Source organism: Streptomyces sp. NPDC058796 (genome assembly GCF_042745235.1).
GTDB lineage: Bacteria > Actinomycetota > Actinomycetes > Streptomycetales > Streptomycetaceae > Streptomyces.
The window spans coordinates 115,892-133,544 of sequence record NZ_JBHYOP010000003.1 but is presented as its reverse complement, the minus strand read 5'-3'; the positions used below and the strand labels follow the sequence as shown (position 1 = coordinate 133,544).

15 protein-coding genes, 2 tRNA genes and 1 pseudogene are annotated in these 17,653 nt (G+C 71.8%); 4 read left to right on the top strand and 14 right to left on the bottom strand.

Annotated features, from left to right (window positions below):
• Positions 1–27: 27 nt before the first annotated feature.
• On the bottom strand, positions 28–4,548 hold the full coding sequence (locus ACFW47_RS09305) for a PAS domain-containing protein (RefSeq protein ID WP_386305351.1): 4,521 nt from the start codon (positions 4,546–4,548) through the stop codon (positions 28–30).
• A 201-nt stretch (positions 4,549–4,749) separates the two neighbouring features.
• Positions 4,750–5,235, bottom strand: coding sequence for an SSI family serine proteinase inhibitor (locus ACFW47_RS09300; protein WP_386287762.1), 486 nt, complete (start codon positions 5,233–5,235; stop codon positions 4,750–4,752).
• A gap of 179 nt (positions 5,236–5,414) precedes the next feature.
• Here ACFW47_RS09300 and ACFW47_RS09295 point away from each other — a divergent pair.
• Positions 5,415–5,505 (top strand) — tRNA-Ser (locus tag ACFW47_RS09295).
• Positions 5,506–5,673: 168 nt separating this feature from the next.
• Positions 5,674–5,746: transfer RNA gene (locus tag ACFW47_RS09290), tRNA-Arg, on the top strand.
• Between the two features lie 81 nt (positions 5,747–5,827).
• Here the strand turns inward: ACFW47_RS09290 and ACFW47_RS09285 are convergent.
• The 12 genes and pseudogenes from ACFW47_RS09285 to ACFW47_RS09230 all read right to left on the bottom strand — a co-directional run bounded on the left by ACFW47_RS09285 (position 5,828) and on the right by ACFW47_RS09230 (position 15,751).
• Complete coding sequence (locus tag ACFW47_RS09285) at positions 5,828–7,102, bottom strand: tyrosine-type recombinase/integrase (RefSeq protein ID WP_386305349.1); 1,275 nt, start codon at positions 7,100–7,102, stop codon at positions 5,828–5,830.
• A complete protein-coding gene (locus tag ACFW47_RS09280; RefSeq protein WP_040251532.1) occupies positions 7,102–7,299 on the bottom strand; it encodes a helix-turn-helix domain-containing protein in 198 nt (65 codons plus the stop codon). Before ACFW47_RS09280 ends, ACFW47_RS09285 begins: the two co-directional genes overlap by 1 nt.
• Before the next feature lie 488 nt (positions 7,300–7,787).
• Positions 7,788–9,260, bottom strand: a complete 1,473-nt coding sequence (locus ACFW47_RS09275) for an ATP-binding protein (protein ID WP_386305347.1) — start codon at positions 9,258–9,260, stop codon at positions 7,788–7,790.
• Between the two features lies 1 nt (position 9,261).
• Entirely contained in the window at positions 9,262–10,113 is an 852-nt protein-coding gene (locus tag ACFW47_RS09270; protein ID WP_386305345.1) for a bifunctional DNA primase/polymerase, read from the bottom strand.
• A gap of 89 nt (positions 10,114–10,202) precedes the next feature.
• Complete coding sequence (locus ACFW47_RS09265; RefSeq protein ID WP_386305343.1) at positions 10,203–10,670, bottom strand: hypothetical protein; 468 nt, start codon at positions 10,668–10,670, stop codon at positions 10,203–10,205.
• Between the two features lie 207 nt (positions 10,671–10,877).
• Positions 10,878–12,998, bottom strand: a complete 2,121-nt coding sequence (locus tag ACFW47_RS09260) for an ATP-binding protein (RefSeq protein WP_386305341.1) — start codon at positions 12,996–12,998, stop codon at positions 10,878–10,880.
• Between the two features lie 105 nt (positions 12,999–13,103).
• The gene (locus ACFW47_RS09255; protein WP_386305339.1) at positions 13,104–13,421 is read right to left on the bottom strand and encodes a hypothetical protein; all 318 of its coding nucleotides are present in this window, start codon (positions 13,419–13,421) and stop codon (positions 13,104–13,106) included.
• A 31-nt stretch (positions 13,422–13,452) separates the two neighbouring features.
• On the bottom strand, positions 13,453–13,641 hold the full coding sequence (locus tag ACFW47_RS09250) for a hypothetical protein (RefSeq protein WP_239081349.1): 189 nt from the start codon (positions 13,639–13,641) through the stop codon (positions 13,453–13,455).
• Entirely contained in the window at positions 13,629–13,985 is a 357-nt protein-coding gene (locus tag ACFW47_RS09245; RefSeq protein ID WP_386305675.1) for a hypothetical protein, read from the bottom strand. The genes ACFW47_RS09250 and ACFW47_RS09245 overlap by 13 nt, the downstream gene beginning before the upstream one ends.
• A gap of 184 nt (positions 13,986–14,169) precedes the next feature.
• Positions 14,170–14,547, bottom strand: a pseudogene (locus ACFW47_RS09240) (DNA cytosine methyltransferase); the annotation flags it as partial.
• Between the two features lie 47 nt (positions 14,548–14,594).
• Positions 14,595–15,485 (bottom strand): DUF2637 domain-containing protein, encoded by an 891-nt coding sequence (locus ACFW47_RS09235; protein WP_386305337.1) that lies wholly within the window; start codon positions 15,483–15,485, stop codon positions 14,595–14,597.
• Positions 15,482–15,751: a DUF6284 family protein gene (locus ACFW47_RS09230; RefSeq protein WP_386305335.1), complete on the bottom strand. Its 270-nt coding sequence runs from the start codon at positions 15,749–15,751 to the stop codon at positions 15,482–15,484. The genes ACFW47_RS09235 and ACFW47_RS09230 overlap by 4 nt, the downstream gene beginning before the upstream one ends.
• Before the next feature lie 568 nt (positions 15,752–16,319).
• On the opposite strand from ACFW47_RS09230, the gene ACFW47_RS09225 reads away from it, so the two are divergent.
• Together ACFW47_RS09225 and ACFW47_RS09220 are read left to right on the top strand one after the other, a co-directional pair.
• Positions 16,320–17,093, top strand: a complete 774-nt coding sequence (locus ACFW47_RS09225) for a GntR family transcriptional regulator (RefSeq protein WP_053914645.1) — start codon at positions 16,320–16,322, stop codon at positions 17,091–17,093.
• Positions 17,090–17,650 (top strand): GNAT family N-acetyltransferase, encoded by a 561-nt coding sequence (locus tag ACFW47_RS09220; protein WP_366472913.1) that lies wholly within the window; start codon positions 17,090–17,092, stop codon positions 17,648–17,650. Before ACFW47_RS09225 ends, ACFW47_RS09220 begins: the two co-directional genes overlap by 4 nt.
• Positions 17,651–17,653: the final 3 nt, after the last annotated feature.

Here is a 17,653-nt window from a genome sequence, read left to right as displayed (position 1 = left end):
GGCATCGAGCCGCCCGGCGTACGCGCGTCAGTTGGTCCCGATCCGGGAGAGCAGCTCGACGATCCGGGACTGCACCTCACCGCTGGTGGAACGCTCCGCCAGGAACAGCACCGTCTCGCCCGAGGCCAGCCGCGGCAGGTCGGCCTGGTCGACGGCGGCGGTGTAGACGACGAGCGGGGTGCGGTTGAGCTGTCCGTTCGCGCGCAGCCAGTCGATGATCCCCGCGTGCCCCTCCTGGCGCCGCTCGATCTGCATCAGGTCCATCACGACCAGGTTGGGCCGGAACTGCCCGGCAAGCGTCACCGCGTCGGCGTCACTCGCCGCCCGTGCCACCTGCATCCCGCGCCGTTCCAGCGTCGAGGTCAGCGCCAGCGCGATCTCCGCGTGCTCCTCGATCAGCAGGACACGCGGCGGGTGCTGCTCGCTGTCGCGCGGCGCGAGCGCCTTCAGCAGTACGGCCGGATCGGCGCCGTAGGCGGCGTCCCGCGAGGCCTGCCCGAGTCCGGCCGTGACCAGGACCGGCACCTCGGCGGCCACCGCCGCCTGGCGCAGTGACTGGAGCGCGGTACGGGTGATCGGGCCGGTCAGCGGGTCCACGAACAGCGCGGCGGGGAACGCCGCGATCTGCGCGTCGACCTCCTCGCGCGAGTTGACGATCACCGGCCGGTAACCACGGTCGCTCAGCGCCTGCTGCGTGGACACGTCCGGAGCGGGCCACACCAGCAGCCGCCGCGGGTTGTCCAGCGGCTCCGGCGGCAACTCGTCGTCCATCGGCTGCGGACGCGGCGGGTCGGCGACCTCCACGGCACCGCCGGGACCGTCCAGCGGCTCGGGGCCCTCGGCGGCGTTGCGGTCCGGCGCGCCTATGGCGTACGACCGTCCGACGCCCTCAGTCCCCGGCACGCGCCGCGGCTGACCACCGGTCAGGGGCGGCTGCTCCTGGGGGTGGGGCTGCGGCTGGGGTTGGCCCGCGCCCTGGGTCTGGCCTGCGGTCTGGGGCCGGCCCGCGCCCTGGGGCGGCTGGGGGCGGCTCGGCGGCTGCGCGGGGGCGGCCGGCTGGTCCGCACGCGCGGTGGCCGGGTCGGGTGGCGTACCCAGCTTGCGGCGCCGGCCCGAACCGCCCGGCTGCTGCGGGACGGGGGTGGCCGTCGGCTGCTGCACCTGGGCCGCCTGCCGGTTGAACGGCACGCCCTGGCCCAGCGTCCGCACGCTGATCGCCCGCCCCTGGGTCGAGTTCGGGTCGACGGGCGCGGACGCCTCGGCGGGCAGCGGCTGCGCCGCACGCGGGGCGGGGGCGTTCTCGGGCGGCAGCGGCGTGCCCCGGCTCGGCGTGGTCGCGGGAACGGCCCGCGGGGGTGCCGGGGCAGCGGGCGCGGCGGGGGCCCCCGGAGCGGGTGCCGCCGCGGGGCCGGTGGCGCCGTCGGGTGGTGCGGGCGTCTCCGTGCCCGGTGCGGCGACCGGTGCCTCGGGAGTGGCCGCACCAGGCGCGGTCGCGTGAGTACCGGCGCCCGGCAGGTCCGTGGCGGCCGCCGGCCAGGGCTGTGGCGCGGGCTGTCCGGCGGCGGGCTGACCGGTGGCGGGCTGACCGGCGGCGGGCTGACCGGTGGCGGGCTGGGCGTCCGCGGTCGTGTCGGCGGGGCGGGGTTCTGCGGGGTGGGCGGCAGCGGCCGGTGCGGGCTCAGCCCCCGGTGCGGCCGGGACGGACGCGGGCTGACCGGGGGTGCTCTGCGGCGGAACGGGTGCTCCCTGCACGGGTGCGGACGGGACCGGACCATCCTGCGCCGGCCCGGGTGGGGCTGCCTCCGCCTGCTGTGCGGTCCCGGCCCGGCGCCGCCGTCCGGTGGGTGCCTCGGCCGGGTGCGGCTGCGGCGGGGTGTGGTCGTCGGCCTGGTCGTGCGGTACGGCGTCGTGCCGGCCGTCGTCGACGAGGGCGTCACCGGGAACGGCCGGACCGGGCAGCGGACCGTGCCCCCGCCCGTGCTCCGGTCCCTGCCCCTGGCCGTGCGCATCGGGTGCCGTGGACGCCGAGGCCGCTGCCGCCGTCCCACCGGCGGCCCCCACCGGCCCGGCCGCGCCCTGTCCTTCCGCCCCTCGGGGCTCCGCCACGGCGTCGGACGGCCGGTCCGCGTCGGCGGGCGGCAGGGCGAACACCTGACGCGGCGCGGCTTCCTGCGCGGCGGCGCGCTCGTTCGCGGAGGCCAGTGCGCGTCGCCTGCGCCCGGTGGGCCGGTCCGCGTCGGCCGGGTCCGCCTCACCGGCCTGGGCGGGCAGGGCCGGCGGCAGTGCCTGCTGCGCGGCACCGTCCCGCCGGGCACGCCGACCGGTCGGCGCGGGAACGCCCTGCGGCGGTACGGTCCCGCCCAGCCCGGTGTTGGAGGCCGCGGCCCCTCCGCCGTGCTCCCCGGCCATGACGACGGCGCCCTCGGACACCCCGGCGGACAGCGCCATCGGGTGCGTGGCCTCGACTGCGGCACCCACGTCCTCCGCCGGGCGGCCGCGCCGACGCCCGGTACCGCCGGACCCCTCGCCCGGGGCGGCCTGCGCGGGAACCGGAAGCGGTCCGGGCGCCTGCGCCACCTGCTCTTCAGCCTGGGGCTGGGCCTGGGCCGCGCGTCGCCTGCGCCGTCCCGTCGGCGCGGCACCCGCCTCCTCGGGACCGGCCTCGGCGGCACGGGACCCGTCGGCACCCTCGCCCGCCGCCCCCGCGACCCCGCTCTCCAAGAACGCGTCGACGGACGCCCGCCGGGCACGCCGCCGCCCGGCACCGGAACCGGCCGGATCCGCACCGGCCTCGCCCGCGGCACCCGCATCCTCGGCGCCGCCCGGCACCGGAGCCGGTGCCTGAGCAGACTCCGGTGCCGGAACCCGGTCCGCGACGGCTCCCGCCCCGCCCCCGATCGGGACCTCCAGCACGAACGCGCTGCCGCTCATCCCCGGCACCTCGTGCGTCTGGAGCACGCCACCGTGCGCCCGCACGATCCCGCGCACGATCGGCTCGTGCACCGGGTCCCCCCCGGAGTACGGCCCGCGCACCTCGATGCGTACGACCTCGCCGCGCTGCGCCGCCGCGACCACGACCGTGTTGTCCAGGTAGCCGCCGGTCGCCGACACGGGCGAGTTGCCGGTGGCGTCGACGCCCGCGACGTCCGCGACGAGGTGCGCGAGGGCGATCGCGAGCAGCCGGTGGTCGACCTCGGCCTCGATGGGCGGCGCGTGGACCGCGAACTGCACCCGTCCCGGCCCGATCAGCTCGACGGCACCGTCGACACCGGAGGCGACGACCGCGTCGAGCATCACCTTCGTACGGGCGACGCCCTCGGAGCCGACGTCGAGGCGCTGGTAGCCGAGGACGTTGTCGATGAGCGTGGTGATGCGCGAGTAACCGGCCGAGAGGTGGTGCAGCACCTGGTTGGCCTCGGGCCACAGCTGTCCGGCGTCGTCCGCGGCCAGTGCGGCCAGCTCCTGGCGAAGTTCGTCCAGGGGCCCGCGCAGGGAGCCCCCGAGGAGGGTGAGCAGCTGCTCGTGCCGGGCGGCGAGCGCCTCGTAGCGGTCCTTCTCCCGTTCGCCGAGCGCGGCGTAGCGGTCCGCGTCCGCGGCGACCTCCTCCGCGTGCTTCTCCCGCAGCTCCTCCAGCTCACTCACGTGTTCCTGGCGCAGGGCGGTCAGCTCGGCGGCGTGCTCCTCGGCGAGCCGCTCCAGTTCCTCGGCGTGCCGCCGCTCCGCGTCCTCGTGCTCCTTGACCAGCGCGTCGTAGGGGCGCCGGTCGGTGAAGGTCATGACAGCGCCGACGAGCTGGTCGCCGTCGCGCACGGGGGCGGTCGTCAGGTCGACCGGCACCTGGTCGCCGCTCTTGGAGAACAGCACCTGCCCGCGCACCCGGTGCTTGCGTCCGGAGCGCAGCGTGTCGGCGAGCGGGGACTCGTCGTACGGGAAGGGGGAGCCGTCGGCCCGCGAGTGCAGGACGAGGGTGTGCAGCTCGCGGCCGCCGAGGTCGCTGGCGCGGTAGCCCAGTATCTGGGCGGCGGCCGGGTTGACGAGGACGATCCGCCCGTCGGTGTCGGTGCCGACGACCCCTTCGGCGGCGGCCCGCAGGATCATCTCGGTCTGCCGCTGCGAACGGGCCAGTTCGGCCTCGGTGTCGACGGTGCCGGAGAGGTCTCGGACGACGAGCATCAGCAGTTCGTCGCCGGTGTAGCCGTAGTTGTCGTAGGCCTGCTGGCCGGTCTCCAGGTTGGCGCTGGTGACCTCGACGGGGAACTCACTGCCGTCGGTGCGCCGGGCGACCATGCGCGTCGGCTTGGTGCGCGCGCGGGGGTCGATGTGGTCGGGGCGCCGCATCGAACCGGGGATGAGCCGCGAGTCGAACTGCGGCAGCAGATCCAGCAGCCCGCGCCCGACCAGTGCCGTGCCCGGCGTCTCGAAGGCCTCCAGCGCGATGGTGTTGGCGTTGACGACGGTGCCGTTGGCGTTGACCAGGACCAACGCGTCCGGCAGCGCGTCCAGTATGGCTGCGAGGCGAGCAGCGCCTCGGGATGGCCTGCTGCTCACGAGACGCTTCCCTCCTGTTACCGCACTTGCCGACCGCCCGGGCCATCTTGCCAATCGGCCCGCGACGTGTCACGCGAGGGAGTCTAAGGGTTGGGGCCCGGCGGGCGGTGCGGGATGGGACGGAGGTCGCACGCGGGAATGACGCAGAACATGTGACCGATGCCCCCGGGTGCCACTCTTCCGGCACCCGCCGGGGCCCGCCTAGGACCGTCCCGGCGCCCCCACCTCGGGCAGCAGCGGCACCATGCGGTCCCAGCGGGAGATCTCGCAGCCGTCGCGGCGGTCGTACGTCACGTCGACCGGGCGGCCGGCCCAGACGCCCGTGACGTGTGCGGTGGCCGGGCCGCCGTACTGCATGGTGCAGACGCTGCCCTCGGGAACCGGCGCGAAGGCGTCCCGTCCCCAGCGCGTGTCGCGCTCGACGACGGCGCAGGCGCCGGCCGGGTCGGGGTGCGTGCCGCCGGCCGGGCCGCAGGACAGCTCGTACGTGCCGTCGGCGTCCGGGCCGGCGTCCCGGACGGTGACGGTCAGACGGTCCGTGGCCCGGACGTCCGGGCCGGCGGCGGTGGCGGGGGCGTGCGGGCCGGCGGCCGCGGCCGGGTGCGCGGACAGGGCGGCGAGGCTCGCGACGGACAGGGCGGCGGCGCCGAGGAGGCGGGCGGCGGGGACTCGGGTGACCTGCAACATGACCTGACTAACGCGCGGGCCCGCCGGACGTTGCGCGACCGGCCGCGGACCACGCCGTAAGGCTTTGCCCTGCGGCCCGCCCGCCTAGTACCGTAGGGGTCGATTGGTGACAGCGCGCTCAACTGTGTCATCATCGGCACGCACCGCTCGCGCTCGCACGCGAGACGGTGATGTTGTCTGGAGGCGTCGCCTAGTCCGGTCTATGGCGCCGCACTGCTAATGCGGTTTGGGGCTTACCCCCCATCGAGGGTTCAAATCCCTCCGCCTCCGCCCCGATCACCGAAGCCCCGGCCCGCTGGCCGGGGCTTCGGTGTTTTCGCAGGTCACAAGGGGTGCGGTCAATGGATTTCACATGACGGCGGCAGTCATGTAATGTTCTTCCTGTCGCCGCGAGCGGGGCCGAAAGGACCGGGAGCGACGGTAGAACTGAAAAGACAAGCACTCGTAGCTTAACGGATAGAGCATCTGACTACGGATCAGAAGGTTGCAGGTTCGAATCCTGCCGAGTGCACACAGGTCAAAGGCCCCGCCGGGAAATCCGGCGGGGCCTTTGACATCAACGGCTGACATCAGTGCGCCCGTAGAGGCGTCCTCAGTCGTCCGACGCTTCCCCCTCCGACCCCTTGTCGGGGACATCGAGATTCAGCGCGTCGTCCATGCGCTCAGCAGCCGCTCGCAGCGTTGTGTCCATCACGTGCGCGTACGTGTCGAGCGTCATCGTGATGGTGCTGTGGCCGAGCGTCTCCATGATCGTGCGAGCGTCCACCCCTCGTGAGAGCAGGAGCGAGGCGCAGGTGTGCCGTAGATCGTGAACCCTGACACGCCGCACGTTCGCGTCCCTGCACAGGATCGTCAGCATCCTGTTGAGGCCGCGCGGGTCGATGACCCGTCCCGTCTGTGTGGTGAAGATCAGTCCGTCAGGCTGACCCGGCGCCGGCTGCCACTTCTTGCCCGCAACCTTGCGTTCGCGTTCTTGCTGCTCGCGGTAGTGGGTGAGTGCTCGTACGAGGTGCTGCGGCAGGGACACCGTACGGATTGACCGTGTGGTCTTCGGCGTGCCGAAGAGGAGTTCCCGCCGGATGCGCTGCACGTTCCGACGCACCCGGAGCTGTCTATTCGTGAGGTCGACGTCCGACCAGGTGAGGGCGAGCGCTTCCCCACGTCGTAGTCCGGTCGATACGAGCAGCAGCCATAGCGCGTACAGCCGGTGTGTGCGCGCGGTCTTGAGCAGGATTCGGACTTCGGCGCCGTCCAGGGGGCGCACCTCCTTAGGTGTGACGGTCGGGGTCTCAACGATGCGTGCGACGTTCCGGGCGATCAGCTCTTCCCGCATCGCTTGCTGTAGGGCCGACCGCAGCACGGCGTGTACGTACTGGACGGTCCGAGCAGACGGAAGCCGTTTGCAGCACTTGCCCACAGCGCAGCATCCGCGCTTTCCCTCCGGGCGCTCGTGATCGGCGCCGCGCAGGCAGCAGAGGCAAGAGCCCTTGAACTCGGTCAGGAATCGGCGCACGTCCGCCGGGGAGAGCCGGTTGAGCCGCTTCTTGCCGAGCGCCGGCCGGATGTAGAGCCGGGTCAACCCCTCGTAGCTGTTGAGCGTGGCGGGCTTGAGCCGTTCCGGGGCGATGGTGGCGAGCCAGTACGTCAGGTAGTCGCCGAACCCCATGGTTGAGGACGCGGCCGGGATGCCCTGCCGGGTCTTCTCCTGCAACTCGGTGAGCTTGTCGGCCACTTCCTCGCGGGTCTTGCCGTAGACGAACTTCCGCGTTCGCGTCCCGTCCGGGCGGTAGACGTAGGCGGCGGCGTGATAGCGGCCGTCCGTGCGCTTGGTGATCGTGCCTTCGCCGTTGGCGCGTCGCTTGGCCATCAGGCAGCTTCCTCCAATCGGTCGCGCAGGTACGCGCGAACGCTGTCGACCGGTACGCGGCGGGCCCGTCCGATCTTGATGCTGGGGAGTTCGTTGGAGCGGATCAGGTCATAGACCTTGAAGCGGCTGATCCGCAGAGCCTCCATGACCTCCGGAACGGTCAAGGCTTCAGGCGTCGTGGGTACGGCGGTGAGCACGTCGAACCTCCGTGGGCAGGCGAGGCCATTGGCCTCTCGGGAAACGGCGAACGCTGCGGCGGCTCCCGTGCCGGGAGTTCGCGTGTGTCCTAGGTGCGGATTTCTGCGTCACAGCGTCACGTGCGTCACCCATGCCGTCTGAGCTGAGGTTTTCGCGTGACGCATGGCGCCGGGTGTGCGTCATCGGTGACGCAGGCTGTTCGTCACGCGTGACGCAGGTGACGCGGCGTGACGCAGAGAGAGGCCGTCTGCGTCACGCCCGTATGCGCAGGTCACGGAGCGGTTTTCTTGATCGTGTGACGCTGTGACGCAGCGTTCCCCTACTTAGGAAAAGAGGGGGGTGTCTGTGGTGGTGTGGCGCGGCTCAGGGGCTTGAAGAGGGAGCCGCTTCGCGGCACGTCCAGTGCAGGGCGGCGCCGCCGCCGAACAGCAAGAGGAGCACGCGCGGCCGGTGGTGCTCCTCTTGCTTGTGCGGTTGTGCAGTGCGGTCAGAACGCCTGCTGTTCGTGCGGGAGGGCGACCAGGGAGCGGGTCATTTCGATGTAGCGGCCTTCCCTGGTGCGGCCGGAGTCGATGAGGACGCCCCGGGCGGCCAGGGTGGGCTGAAGGCGCTTGAGACGGTCGGAGAGGACTTTGCCGGTGGTCGGCCACCCCTTGGGCAGGGGGCGGAAGTCCTCGCCGGTGTAGAGCTGACTGAGGCAGTGCAGCCACTCAGTGGAGGTCATCCGCTGCTGTGCGCCGGGTTCGAGGTCGGCGGCGTGCCGGAGCACGGTCTGTGCCAACAGGTCGCCCTCGATCACGTCGTCGTTGAGGTCGTCCAGGGCGGCCCGGTATGCGGTGAGCGCCCCGAGTCCGGTCGCGGCGTCGAGCTGCGCGCACAGGTGCGCGAAGTCCGCCATGCGCAGGTCGGTCGGGGTGTCCGCCTCAGCCGCGCGAACTTTTACCGTGAGATCGAGCAAGGACCCGAGGACGACCGGCAGCACTTCGGCGTACTCCGTCCACAGCTCATCCTCGGTGCGCCGGACCTTCGGCCGTTCCAGGCGGAGCGGCAGGAGGCGTTCGGCGAGGTCAGGACGGATGACGCCCACGTCGATGCCGGTCAGGAGCAGGGGGCGGCGGTAGCGGGCGCGGAAGACGTCCCCGTCGGTGAACAGCGCGCGCTTGACGCTCTCCGCGCCGGTGACGATGCAGCACATGGCGTCGGAGAGGTCCGGGGTCATGTGGGAGAGGTTGTCCAGGGCGGTGACCCATCCGGCGGCCACGGCCGCGATCAGGTTCTCCTCGTCCTTCGGTGCCCGGCGCAGGTCGCCGGTCATGCCCTCGATGATGCGTACGAGCATGCGGCCGCCGGTGGACTTGCCGGCGCCCTGCGGACCGGTGAGGAACGGGGCCGGGACGGGCACGGACGGTCCGAGACAGCCGATCAGCCAGGCGATGGCCAGGCACTCGGTTTCCGCGTTGGCGAAGTTGCACAGCCGCATCAACAGGTCGATGCCCTTGCCGTCGGTGTCCTTGACCGGCAGCGGCAGCTCCCCCGTGAGCTGCGTGCGGCGCCAGCACACCTCCCGCGGGTCGGGGATGGTGATGTCCCACCCGGTGGGGTGGATACGCACGGACTGCCCGTCGGCGCGTCCCAGGTCGAGCCACGTCGCGCCGTCGAATCCGGGGGCGACGCGGATGTGCACGGGCTGTACGTCCTCGGTCAGGGCCAGGGCCTCGATCAGGTCGAGTGCTTCCTTGAGCGCGGTGCCGTTGAAGACGCCCTGTCCGTCGCGGAAGAGTCCGACCATGAGTTCTTGGCGGTGGCTGCCGGTGGTGCCCTGGGAGCGGATGGGGCGGGCCACGGGGTGGCCGTTGCGCTGGGCGTAGACGGTGCCGTCGGCGGTGCGGAAGTACCGGAAGTGCGCCTGTGCGTAGTCGGTGATGATCTCGCGTGCGGGAGTCTTTTCGTCCTCGGACATGTCACAGTCCCAACGTGGTGCGGGCGTTGGTCCACGCGTCCGCGCAGTGCCGGGCGGTCTCGCCCTTGGCCTGCGCGGCGGTGAACAGCCGGGCGACGTGGGTGTCGGTGAGGCAGCCGCACCGGCCGTGCCTCGACAGCACCGCAAGGAACGTCCGGTACACGGTCGCGTGAACCGCGCTGGACGCCTCCGTGATGCGTTGCACGGCCATGGCGACGCCCCGTTCCAGGAAGACGGGCGTGCGGTGCGGGCACTCCCCCTGACCGCCCCTCAGGAGCCCTGAGAGCGCCTGTGATGCCCTGGGGGCGGGGGACGGCTCCTTTACCGCCAGGGCGCGCACAGCGTCTGGCAGAGCAGCCGTGGTGCCGGTGCCGGGTCCGAGCCAACGGGCGTAGGCCATGGTCGACTTGATGTCGACGCCGGGCCGGACCGCGTTCATGGAGCGCATGGCGCCCCGGTAGATCCAGTGTTCGCCGCGCGTCGTGGGCACGGTGCGGGTGGCGGGCAGGGCGGTGCGGGCCCAGGCGATGGCGTCGGCGTCGTCGAGGTCGACGACGGTCAGTGCGGCGCCGCCGGGGTGGTAGGCGACGCACACCGCCTGTCGCCACGCCGTGGCCCACGAGGGCGAGACGATGACGGCCGGGTCGGTAGAGGCGGCGGCCCACCCGTGGCAGACGCCGGGGCACCGGCACGGGCCGGGTACCTTCATGTTCGGTCGGCCGCCGCACGCGTTGTCCGCACACGCCGTGCAGTTACCGAAGGGGACCTTGCCCCGGCGCAGGGGCAGTACGGGCACGCCGGACGCGGCGAGGCTCAGCGCCGTGTGCTGCGGATGGGGGGTGGGTTGCGTCATGCTGGGGTATCTCCAGTTCCTTGATGGGTTCTGGTTGGCAAGGGCGGCCCCGGTTCTTTGGCGAGATGCGGGGGCCGCCCTTGGCGTAGCTAGCTGTGGAAGTGGTTGCGCTTGATCACGGCCTTGCGGATGTGCACCGTGGTCCCGCCGCCCTGGTGGCCGCGCGTGCTGAAGAGCTGCACGGCGATCCATCCGCCGAAGATGACGGCGGCCAGGATGATGAGCTGGGTGATGAACGCGGTGAGTGCGGCGATGAACGAGGTGAGCAGGACCAGGCCGCCGCACACCGCGAGGAACCCGGCGCCGCCGAGGGCGATGTTCACGGCCGTCCGCGAGACGGCCGGTTTGGCGGCGACCGGCTCGGGGCGGGTCGGTTCGATGGCGTAGCCGGTGACGACGCGGCCGTCGGGCAGGACGATGCTCGCCACGGCCGGGACCGTGCCGGGCTGCACCGGCGTGATCGGCGCCGCGACAGGCACGGCGGGCGGCACCGGGGTGGGCTGGTGGACCTCTACGGCCCGCTGTGCGGGCGCGTGCGGGGTGTGTTCGGGGTACATGCGGAATCCCTTCCGGCCGTTGGCCAGGGAGGCAGAGGCACCCCCTCCGGGGTGCCCTGCGGAGGGGTGTTCGGGGGGTGTGACCTGCGTGCCTCCCTGCCTCCCTGGGCGATCATTCGTGCAGGTCAGAGCCAGGGAGGCGGGGCAGGGAGGTGTTCAGGGAGTTCTCCCTGCCTCCCTGTCCCGGCGGCGGTTGGCTCCCTGACGTCATTCGGCGGAAGCGGAACCCTCGCTGTCGCGGTTGGCGAGGGCGCGGGAGACGCGGTCGCGGGCCACGCACATGACGCCGTCGGACTTGTACGGGCTGGCGTCGGCGTCGTCGAGGACGCGCTTGAGGTCGAGGAACGACCAGTCGCCGTAGGCGTCCGCGTTCCGTCCGGCGAGCCGCGCGAGCACGTCCTTGGTGCGCACCCGCGGGGCGTCGCCGATGACGGCGGCGATGTCGGCGAGCGGGTCGTGCTCCGTGCTGTGGTCGATGGCGTGCAGGGTGGTGACGCCGTCGCGCAGGGCCTTGGCCCGGTCGGTGATCGCGGTGGCGGCGTCGTCGTCGATGTAGTGCGTGCGCACCGTGATGGACGACTGCCCCGCCGGAATGGTGATGCCGTCGGAGGCGACGACCAGGGTTCCCCGGTCCAGCCCCGGACGCAGCAGGTTAGGCGCCGCGCCCCCGTCAACGGCCTTGTCCCCGAGCGCCATGCGGGCCTGGGATTCGGTGCCGAGGGCGAGGGAGGCGCGGGTGTGGGCGCCCTCGCGCACGAGCTTGGGCAGGTTCTCGTTGGTCGGGTCCTGCGTGCCCTGCCACATCAGCACGTTGACCGCACGGCCCTGGTTGTGAATCTTGCGGACGGCCATGAAGTACCGGGAATCGGCCTTGGCACCGCCGTAGGGCCGCTTGTCCTTGCCGGTGCCCTTGGCCGGGCACATGAACGCGACCTGCGCTTCGTCGACCAGCACGATCAGCGGCGGGAACACCGTGCCGGGCGGCGCCTGGAGACGCCGGTTCATCTCGTTCACGGCGCCCTCGACCATCTCGGTCACCTGGATCACGTGCTCATCCGTCGGCCCCTGGATCAGCGTGGTGGCCAGGCCGTCGAACATGTTCCAGTCGCCCGCGCCCTTGAGGTCGCCCATGAGGAACTGCACGGACCTGTCCAGGGACAGCCACAGGGCCAGGGAGCGCAGAGCCACGGTCTTGCCCTGGTTCGACAGACCCGTGATCAGCAGGTGGCGCTGGTAGAGGGACAGGGCGGCGGCGTCGCCGCGCAGGTCCTGGCCCCACGGGGCCTTGCCCTTGGTGTAGTCGGCGGTCATCGTGTCGTCGGTGACCAGCGGGGACGGGCCGATCGGCTCGTCCAGCGCGCCGGAGTCGGCGACCCACAGCCGCACTGTCCGCGCGGCCTGGGGGATGGTGATGAACACCTCGTGTTCGTGCCGGGTCAGGTTCTCCGCGAGCTTGCGCCGCTTGGCCTGCACCTCGTTCGTGGCCACGCCGGAGGGGAGGGTCACGTCGACCTCGACACCGCATCCGGCGATCCGGATCGGTCCGAGCATCGAGGCGCCGGCGTCGCCCATATCCTTGATGGCCCGGGCCAGGGCCGGGACGCCGAGGTCGCGCAGGGCCTTGACCACGATGGACGGGGTGATCGGCTCCCCCTCGCTGTTGCGGACGTTGGCTGGCAGGGCCCAGGCGGGGGCGGCGTGCTGCTTGCGGCCGACCGACCACAGGGCGAGCAGGGCGAGGAACGGGCCGATCGACAGGGCCGGACCCCACACGACCTGGACGATGCGGATCAGCAGGGCGATGAAGTCGATCGTTGCCGACAGTGGGGTGATGACGTCGCCGGCGTGGCCGGTGCTGATGGCCATGACGACGCCGAGGGCGACCAGGACCCCGATGCTCATCCCGGCGCCGACGGCGACGCCCTTGGCGGCGTCGACCGGGGAGTGGAGGAGGTCCATGCGGCGGTGGTGGCGGGCGGCGCGGAAGCGCTGCAACCGCTCCTCCCACTCCTCGGCCGCCTCCAGGTTCCCCGCGGCTTCCGCCGCGCGGATCATCCGCTCGTACCGGGAGCCGGTACGGCCGTCCCACGCCCGGCGGGCCACGATCCGGCCGCCGTTGAAGGTGTAGAGGCCGTGCCGGGCCGCCGCCCGGACCGTGGCCCGGGTCGTCTCGTGCGTGGCTGCCGACTTCACGACGCGGCCGGAGCGGACCCACAGCGGCACCGGCCTCGCGGGCGGCGCGTCGGGCACGACCGTGAGCACGGTCGGCGCCGTGTCGGCGGTGGGCGGGGCGGTGGCCTTGTGGAGGTGAACGACGTTCTCAGACATGCTGGAACTGCTCCTGACTGCCCCGATCGGGGCGGGAGTAAGGGAGAGCGCCGGGGTGGCCGGGCCCGTGGAAAGAGCGGCCACCCCAGCGCGGGAAACGGCTGGTCAGAACCAGCCGGACGACTTCTTGGCGGCCTTGTCGCGGGCGGCCTCGGTGAGGAGGCGCTGACGCTCGCCGTGCAGGGCGGTCAGTTCCGCGTTCAGCCGGAGTTCGGCGCTGTTGCCGGTGGCGTCCATGCGCTGTTCATCGCGGCCCGCGCTGCGGCCCCGGGCGACCTTGTAGCCGCCGGCGGCCAGCGAGCGGGCCATGGCCCGGCGCTCACTGCCGTTCAGCGGCCACCACTCGCCCCGGCGGACCGCGTCGAGCTTCTTCTGTGTCGCCAGGATCGCGCGGTCCAGGCGGCGGATGTCGGCGTTACGCATCGGTTGGCTACTCCTCGAAGACTCGGGACGGTCAGGCGGCCGTGCGGGAGGGGAGGGCGGCGGGGGCGAGGAAGCGCAGCGCGGCCGTGGCCTGCTGCGGGACCACGCCGTTGCCCAGCGCTTTGAGCTGTGCGGAGCGGGACAGGCCGGGGACGTCGGTGACGTGTCCGGCGGGCAGGCCCATGAGCCATTCGACGAAGGCGGGGCTCAGCCGTCCCACAGCGTCAACTGGCCCGGGGGCGGGGCGCTGGAGGACCGCCTCCCACCGCGCGACCGCTTCGCCGTACTCGCCCCACCCGACGGCACCGCCGGGAACGCGCTCACCGCCACCTCCGGCAGATTCGCCGTCCCGGACTGCACGCGCCGGTCCGTCGCTTCCGTGCGCGAGACGGCGCCGTTCGATCCGTCCGTGGCCCGCGGGGTCGGCAGGAGCGATCCCATCTCGGCGGCCAGGCTCCTGCCGTGCGTGCCCGCTTCCTGCGAGGGGCTGCGTTTGGTCTGCCGGTTCTCGTTCTCCGACGCGCGCGGGGTGGGCAGCAGCGAGACGACGTGGCGCAGGTTCATCCCGCCCTGTGCCGCGTGTCCGGCTCCGGTGTTCTCGGAGGTCGACGGGGTCGGCAGGAGCGAGGTGACGGCGGTCGGAAGCTGCCCGCGCTGCCCGCCGCCCCTCCAGTCCCGTGCTGCCGGAGTCGGCAGGCCAGGCGAGGACGAAGAGGCGTTTGCGCTGGTGAGCCGCTCCCACGTCAGATGCGCGAAGAGTGCACCACCGCGCATCGAACCCGAGGGCGGCAAGATCTCCAAGCACGGTGTCGAATCCGAGAGAAAGGTGCCCTGCGACGTTCTCAAACACCGCGAGACGGGGTCGTAGAACCCCAAGGGCACGGGCGATGTCGGGCCAGATGTGCCGCTCATCAGCGACTCCCTTCCTCTTGCCGGCGGAACTGAACGGCTGGCACGGGTAGCCGCCCGTCACGACGTCGACCGGCTCCACCTCGGCCCAGGGGGCGGCGGTGATGTCGCCCAGGTTCGGCACGTGCGGGTGGTGGTGGGCGAGGATGCGGCAGGCTCCGGCGTCGTTGTCCGCGACCCACGCCAGCGAGCCGCCGAAGACGGCCTGGACGGCCATGTCCAGGCCGCCGTAACCCGAGCAGAGCGAACCGATCCGCAGCCCGCTCACGCCGCCGCCTCGGCGCGCTCCGCCCGCAGGGTGTCCCGCAGCGCCCGCGCGTTCACCGGAGACGTGCGCACGGCACGACGGATGCCCTCCGCGGTCACCTTCGCGTCCGGCCAGTCGGCCGTCGCCTGCCGTGCTTCGGCGAGCAACTGATCCGGCGTCCGCTTCGGCCGGGTCGACTTCGCCACCGCCGGGACACGGCCCGTGGCACGACGCGGCCGGGTCGACTCGGCCGCTACCGCACGCCGCTCGATCGGGGCGACCGGGGCCGGGGCGATCGAGGGGGACGGCTTGGCCGGGAGAGTCGACTTGAGGAAGCCGACAGCCACCGGACGGGGCAGCGCCACCGCGTTCGGGGCGATCGGCGCGGGGGTCGATACCGGCAGGTCAGCCATAGACCGTTTCATGTCGGTCCCGGTAGATTCCTCCGCATTCGTGCTCACGGCCGGAATCGGGGCGGGCCGGTGGTGCAGCACCTTGGCGACCAGGTCGGAACCGAAGTAGATCGACCCGACCGGCAGCGACGTGGCGAGTAGGACCAGGGCCCAGTTCGCCGGGTCCCAGTCCGCCAGTCGACCCCAGTCGACGGTTCGGCCGTGCAGCTCGGGCACGAGGCCGTGCACGTAGTTGAGGACCAGCGACGCGACCGTGTACGCCCCCAACACCCGCAGCGCGAACGTCCGGTCGCGGTCGGCCAGTACCAGGGTCGCGATCAGGGCAAGCGCCATGAGGCCGTCGACCACGAACGGGTACAGCATCGCCGCCGTGTCGTCGGCGCCGACGGCGCCGGCGATGTCCCGCAGCGCGTTCCACGACACCCGGAAGGCCATACCGACCACGGCGACCAGGGCGAGCACCAGGGCCGCGCGGCCCTTGCGGTGAAGGTTCATGCCGCGCCCCCGGGCAGGCGCGTGCTCGACGTGCGGTTGACCAGGGCGGCTCGGGCGGCGAGCGCGCGGCGGCGGGCCCGGCGGATCCGCCGGTCGTCCAGCTCGGTCGGCGTGCGGTCGAGGGTGGTGATGTGGGCGTCCAACAGGTCGACGTCCGCGAGGATCACGGGCATTTCCTGCTCGATCGCGTCCAGCTCCGCGTTCGTCGGCTCCATGAAGTCGGCGAACGCGGTAACAGCGTCCTGAACAGTGACGATGTGGTTCATGGGTCGTGGTTCCTTTCAGGGAGGAACGGCCCGTACGCGGCTCCCGGGTGGCACCCCGGGGGCCGCTCGCCGTTGAAGTCGATTCCGACTCCCCGCGCTCTCGCCCGTACGTCCTCGCGCGGTGCGCGGAACGGACGGGCGAGAGAGGCAGTCGACGCAGCAACCGTGCTGCGAGCCGTGATGCACCGAGCTGTTCAGGCGCCGCCGACCGGTCCGAATCGGGCGGCGCTCAGGGTCTTCGTCGGCGCATTGGGGGTCCTTTCGGCGAGGTCAACGGGGGTGAATCACTGCAAGGGGGACCTTGTCCCCACTCTCCGGCCGTTGCTCGCGGTCGCCGGGCCACCTCGCCAGTACGGGCCGAAGCCCTGTTTCACCTGGCCTTTAGCGGGATTGCAGCGTCCCCGCCCTGTGCATCAGCGCAGGCGAAAGCAACTCAAGGGAATTGCTCCGCTTGCTCAACTTATTGGTACAAGTTGATGCAGTGATGCTGCACCCACGGACAGTGAGTCGTCAAGGGATCGGGGCCCACATGTACCAACAAGTTGAGCGAGTGAGTCATGATGGGGGCATGAGCAAGCAGCCGAAGTACCGGCAGGTCGCCGATGCCCTGCGCCGAGAGATCGACAGCGGCACGTACGCGCCGGGCGCGCGGCTGCCGTCGGAGAGCGACCTGATGAAGCGCTTTGACGCTTCAAGGAACACCGTGAGGAACGGGCTAAGTCTCCTGGTCAGCCAAGGTCTCGTCTCGTCTAGTCAGGGGTTGGGCTACGAGGTCCGATCGCACGAGGTGTTCAAGCTCAACGCGTCTCGGTTCGAGAACCTGGACTTCCCGCAGAACGGTGACGCGTACCGCACGGACGTGACGAACGCGGGCCGCCGACCGCACCAGACATTCCGAGTCGAGATGACCCCGGCGTCTGCGGATGTCGCGGAACGGCTGAAGGTCGACGTGGGGTCAACCACGGTCCTGCGGTTCTGCCACCGGTACGTCGATGACGTGCCGTGGTCGACGCAGGCGACCTGGTACCCGGGATGGCTCACCGAGCGGTCCCCGCGCCTCGCTGAGCCGGGCGACATCGAAGAAGGGACCACCCGGTATCTCGCGTCGCACGGGATCGAGCAGGTGGGCTACTTCGATGAGATCGCGGCGCGAATGCCGACTCCTGAGGAGGCACGCCTCTTGGAGATCGGCGCAGGGGTGCCGGTGCTGCTCTGGACGCGCACCGGCTACTCGGAGGATCGTCCGATCCGCTGCACGGTCACCACATTCCGGGGCGACCTGAACCAGATGAACTACGAGATCGGCACCTTGTCCGGCCGGGAAGAGAACGAGCCTCAGTGAGAATCTGCTCAGCGCAACCGAACGACCTGGCCAAGCTGCTCGCCTTCCGAGAGGAGGCGGCGGCTTGGCTGTCTCGTCTCGGCACCGACCAGTGGCAGCGTCCGTATCCGGCTGACAAGCTGCTCGCCACCATCAAGGCGGGGGAGGTCTTCATGGTTCGCGATGGCGACGCCACGGCGGCCACGATCACCTTGACTCCGGAAGCGGAAGAGGGGCTATGGACCACGGAGGAGCTACGGGAACCCTCCCTGTTCATCAACAAGCTGACCGTGGCGCGTACGCATGCCGGTCAGGACCTTGGCGGCCGGCTGCTCGATTGGGCCGGAGACCGTGGTGTTCGTGCGGGTGCCGAGTGGCTTCGCCTGGACGCCTGGACGACGAACACCGGCTTGCAGGAGTACTACCTGCGCCACGGATTCCGGCACGTACGGACGGTCCAACGGGGGGTCGCCGTGAACGGTGGTCCGCGAGTGTCAGGCTGGCTCGCGCAGCGGGCAACGACCCTCGCGACGCACGGATTCACAGATGAGACCGCAACCCCCGAGCGTGTGAACTGACTG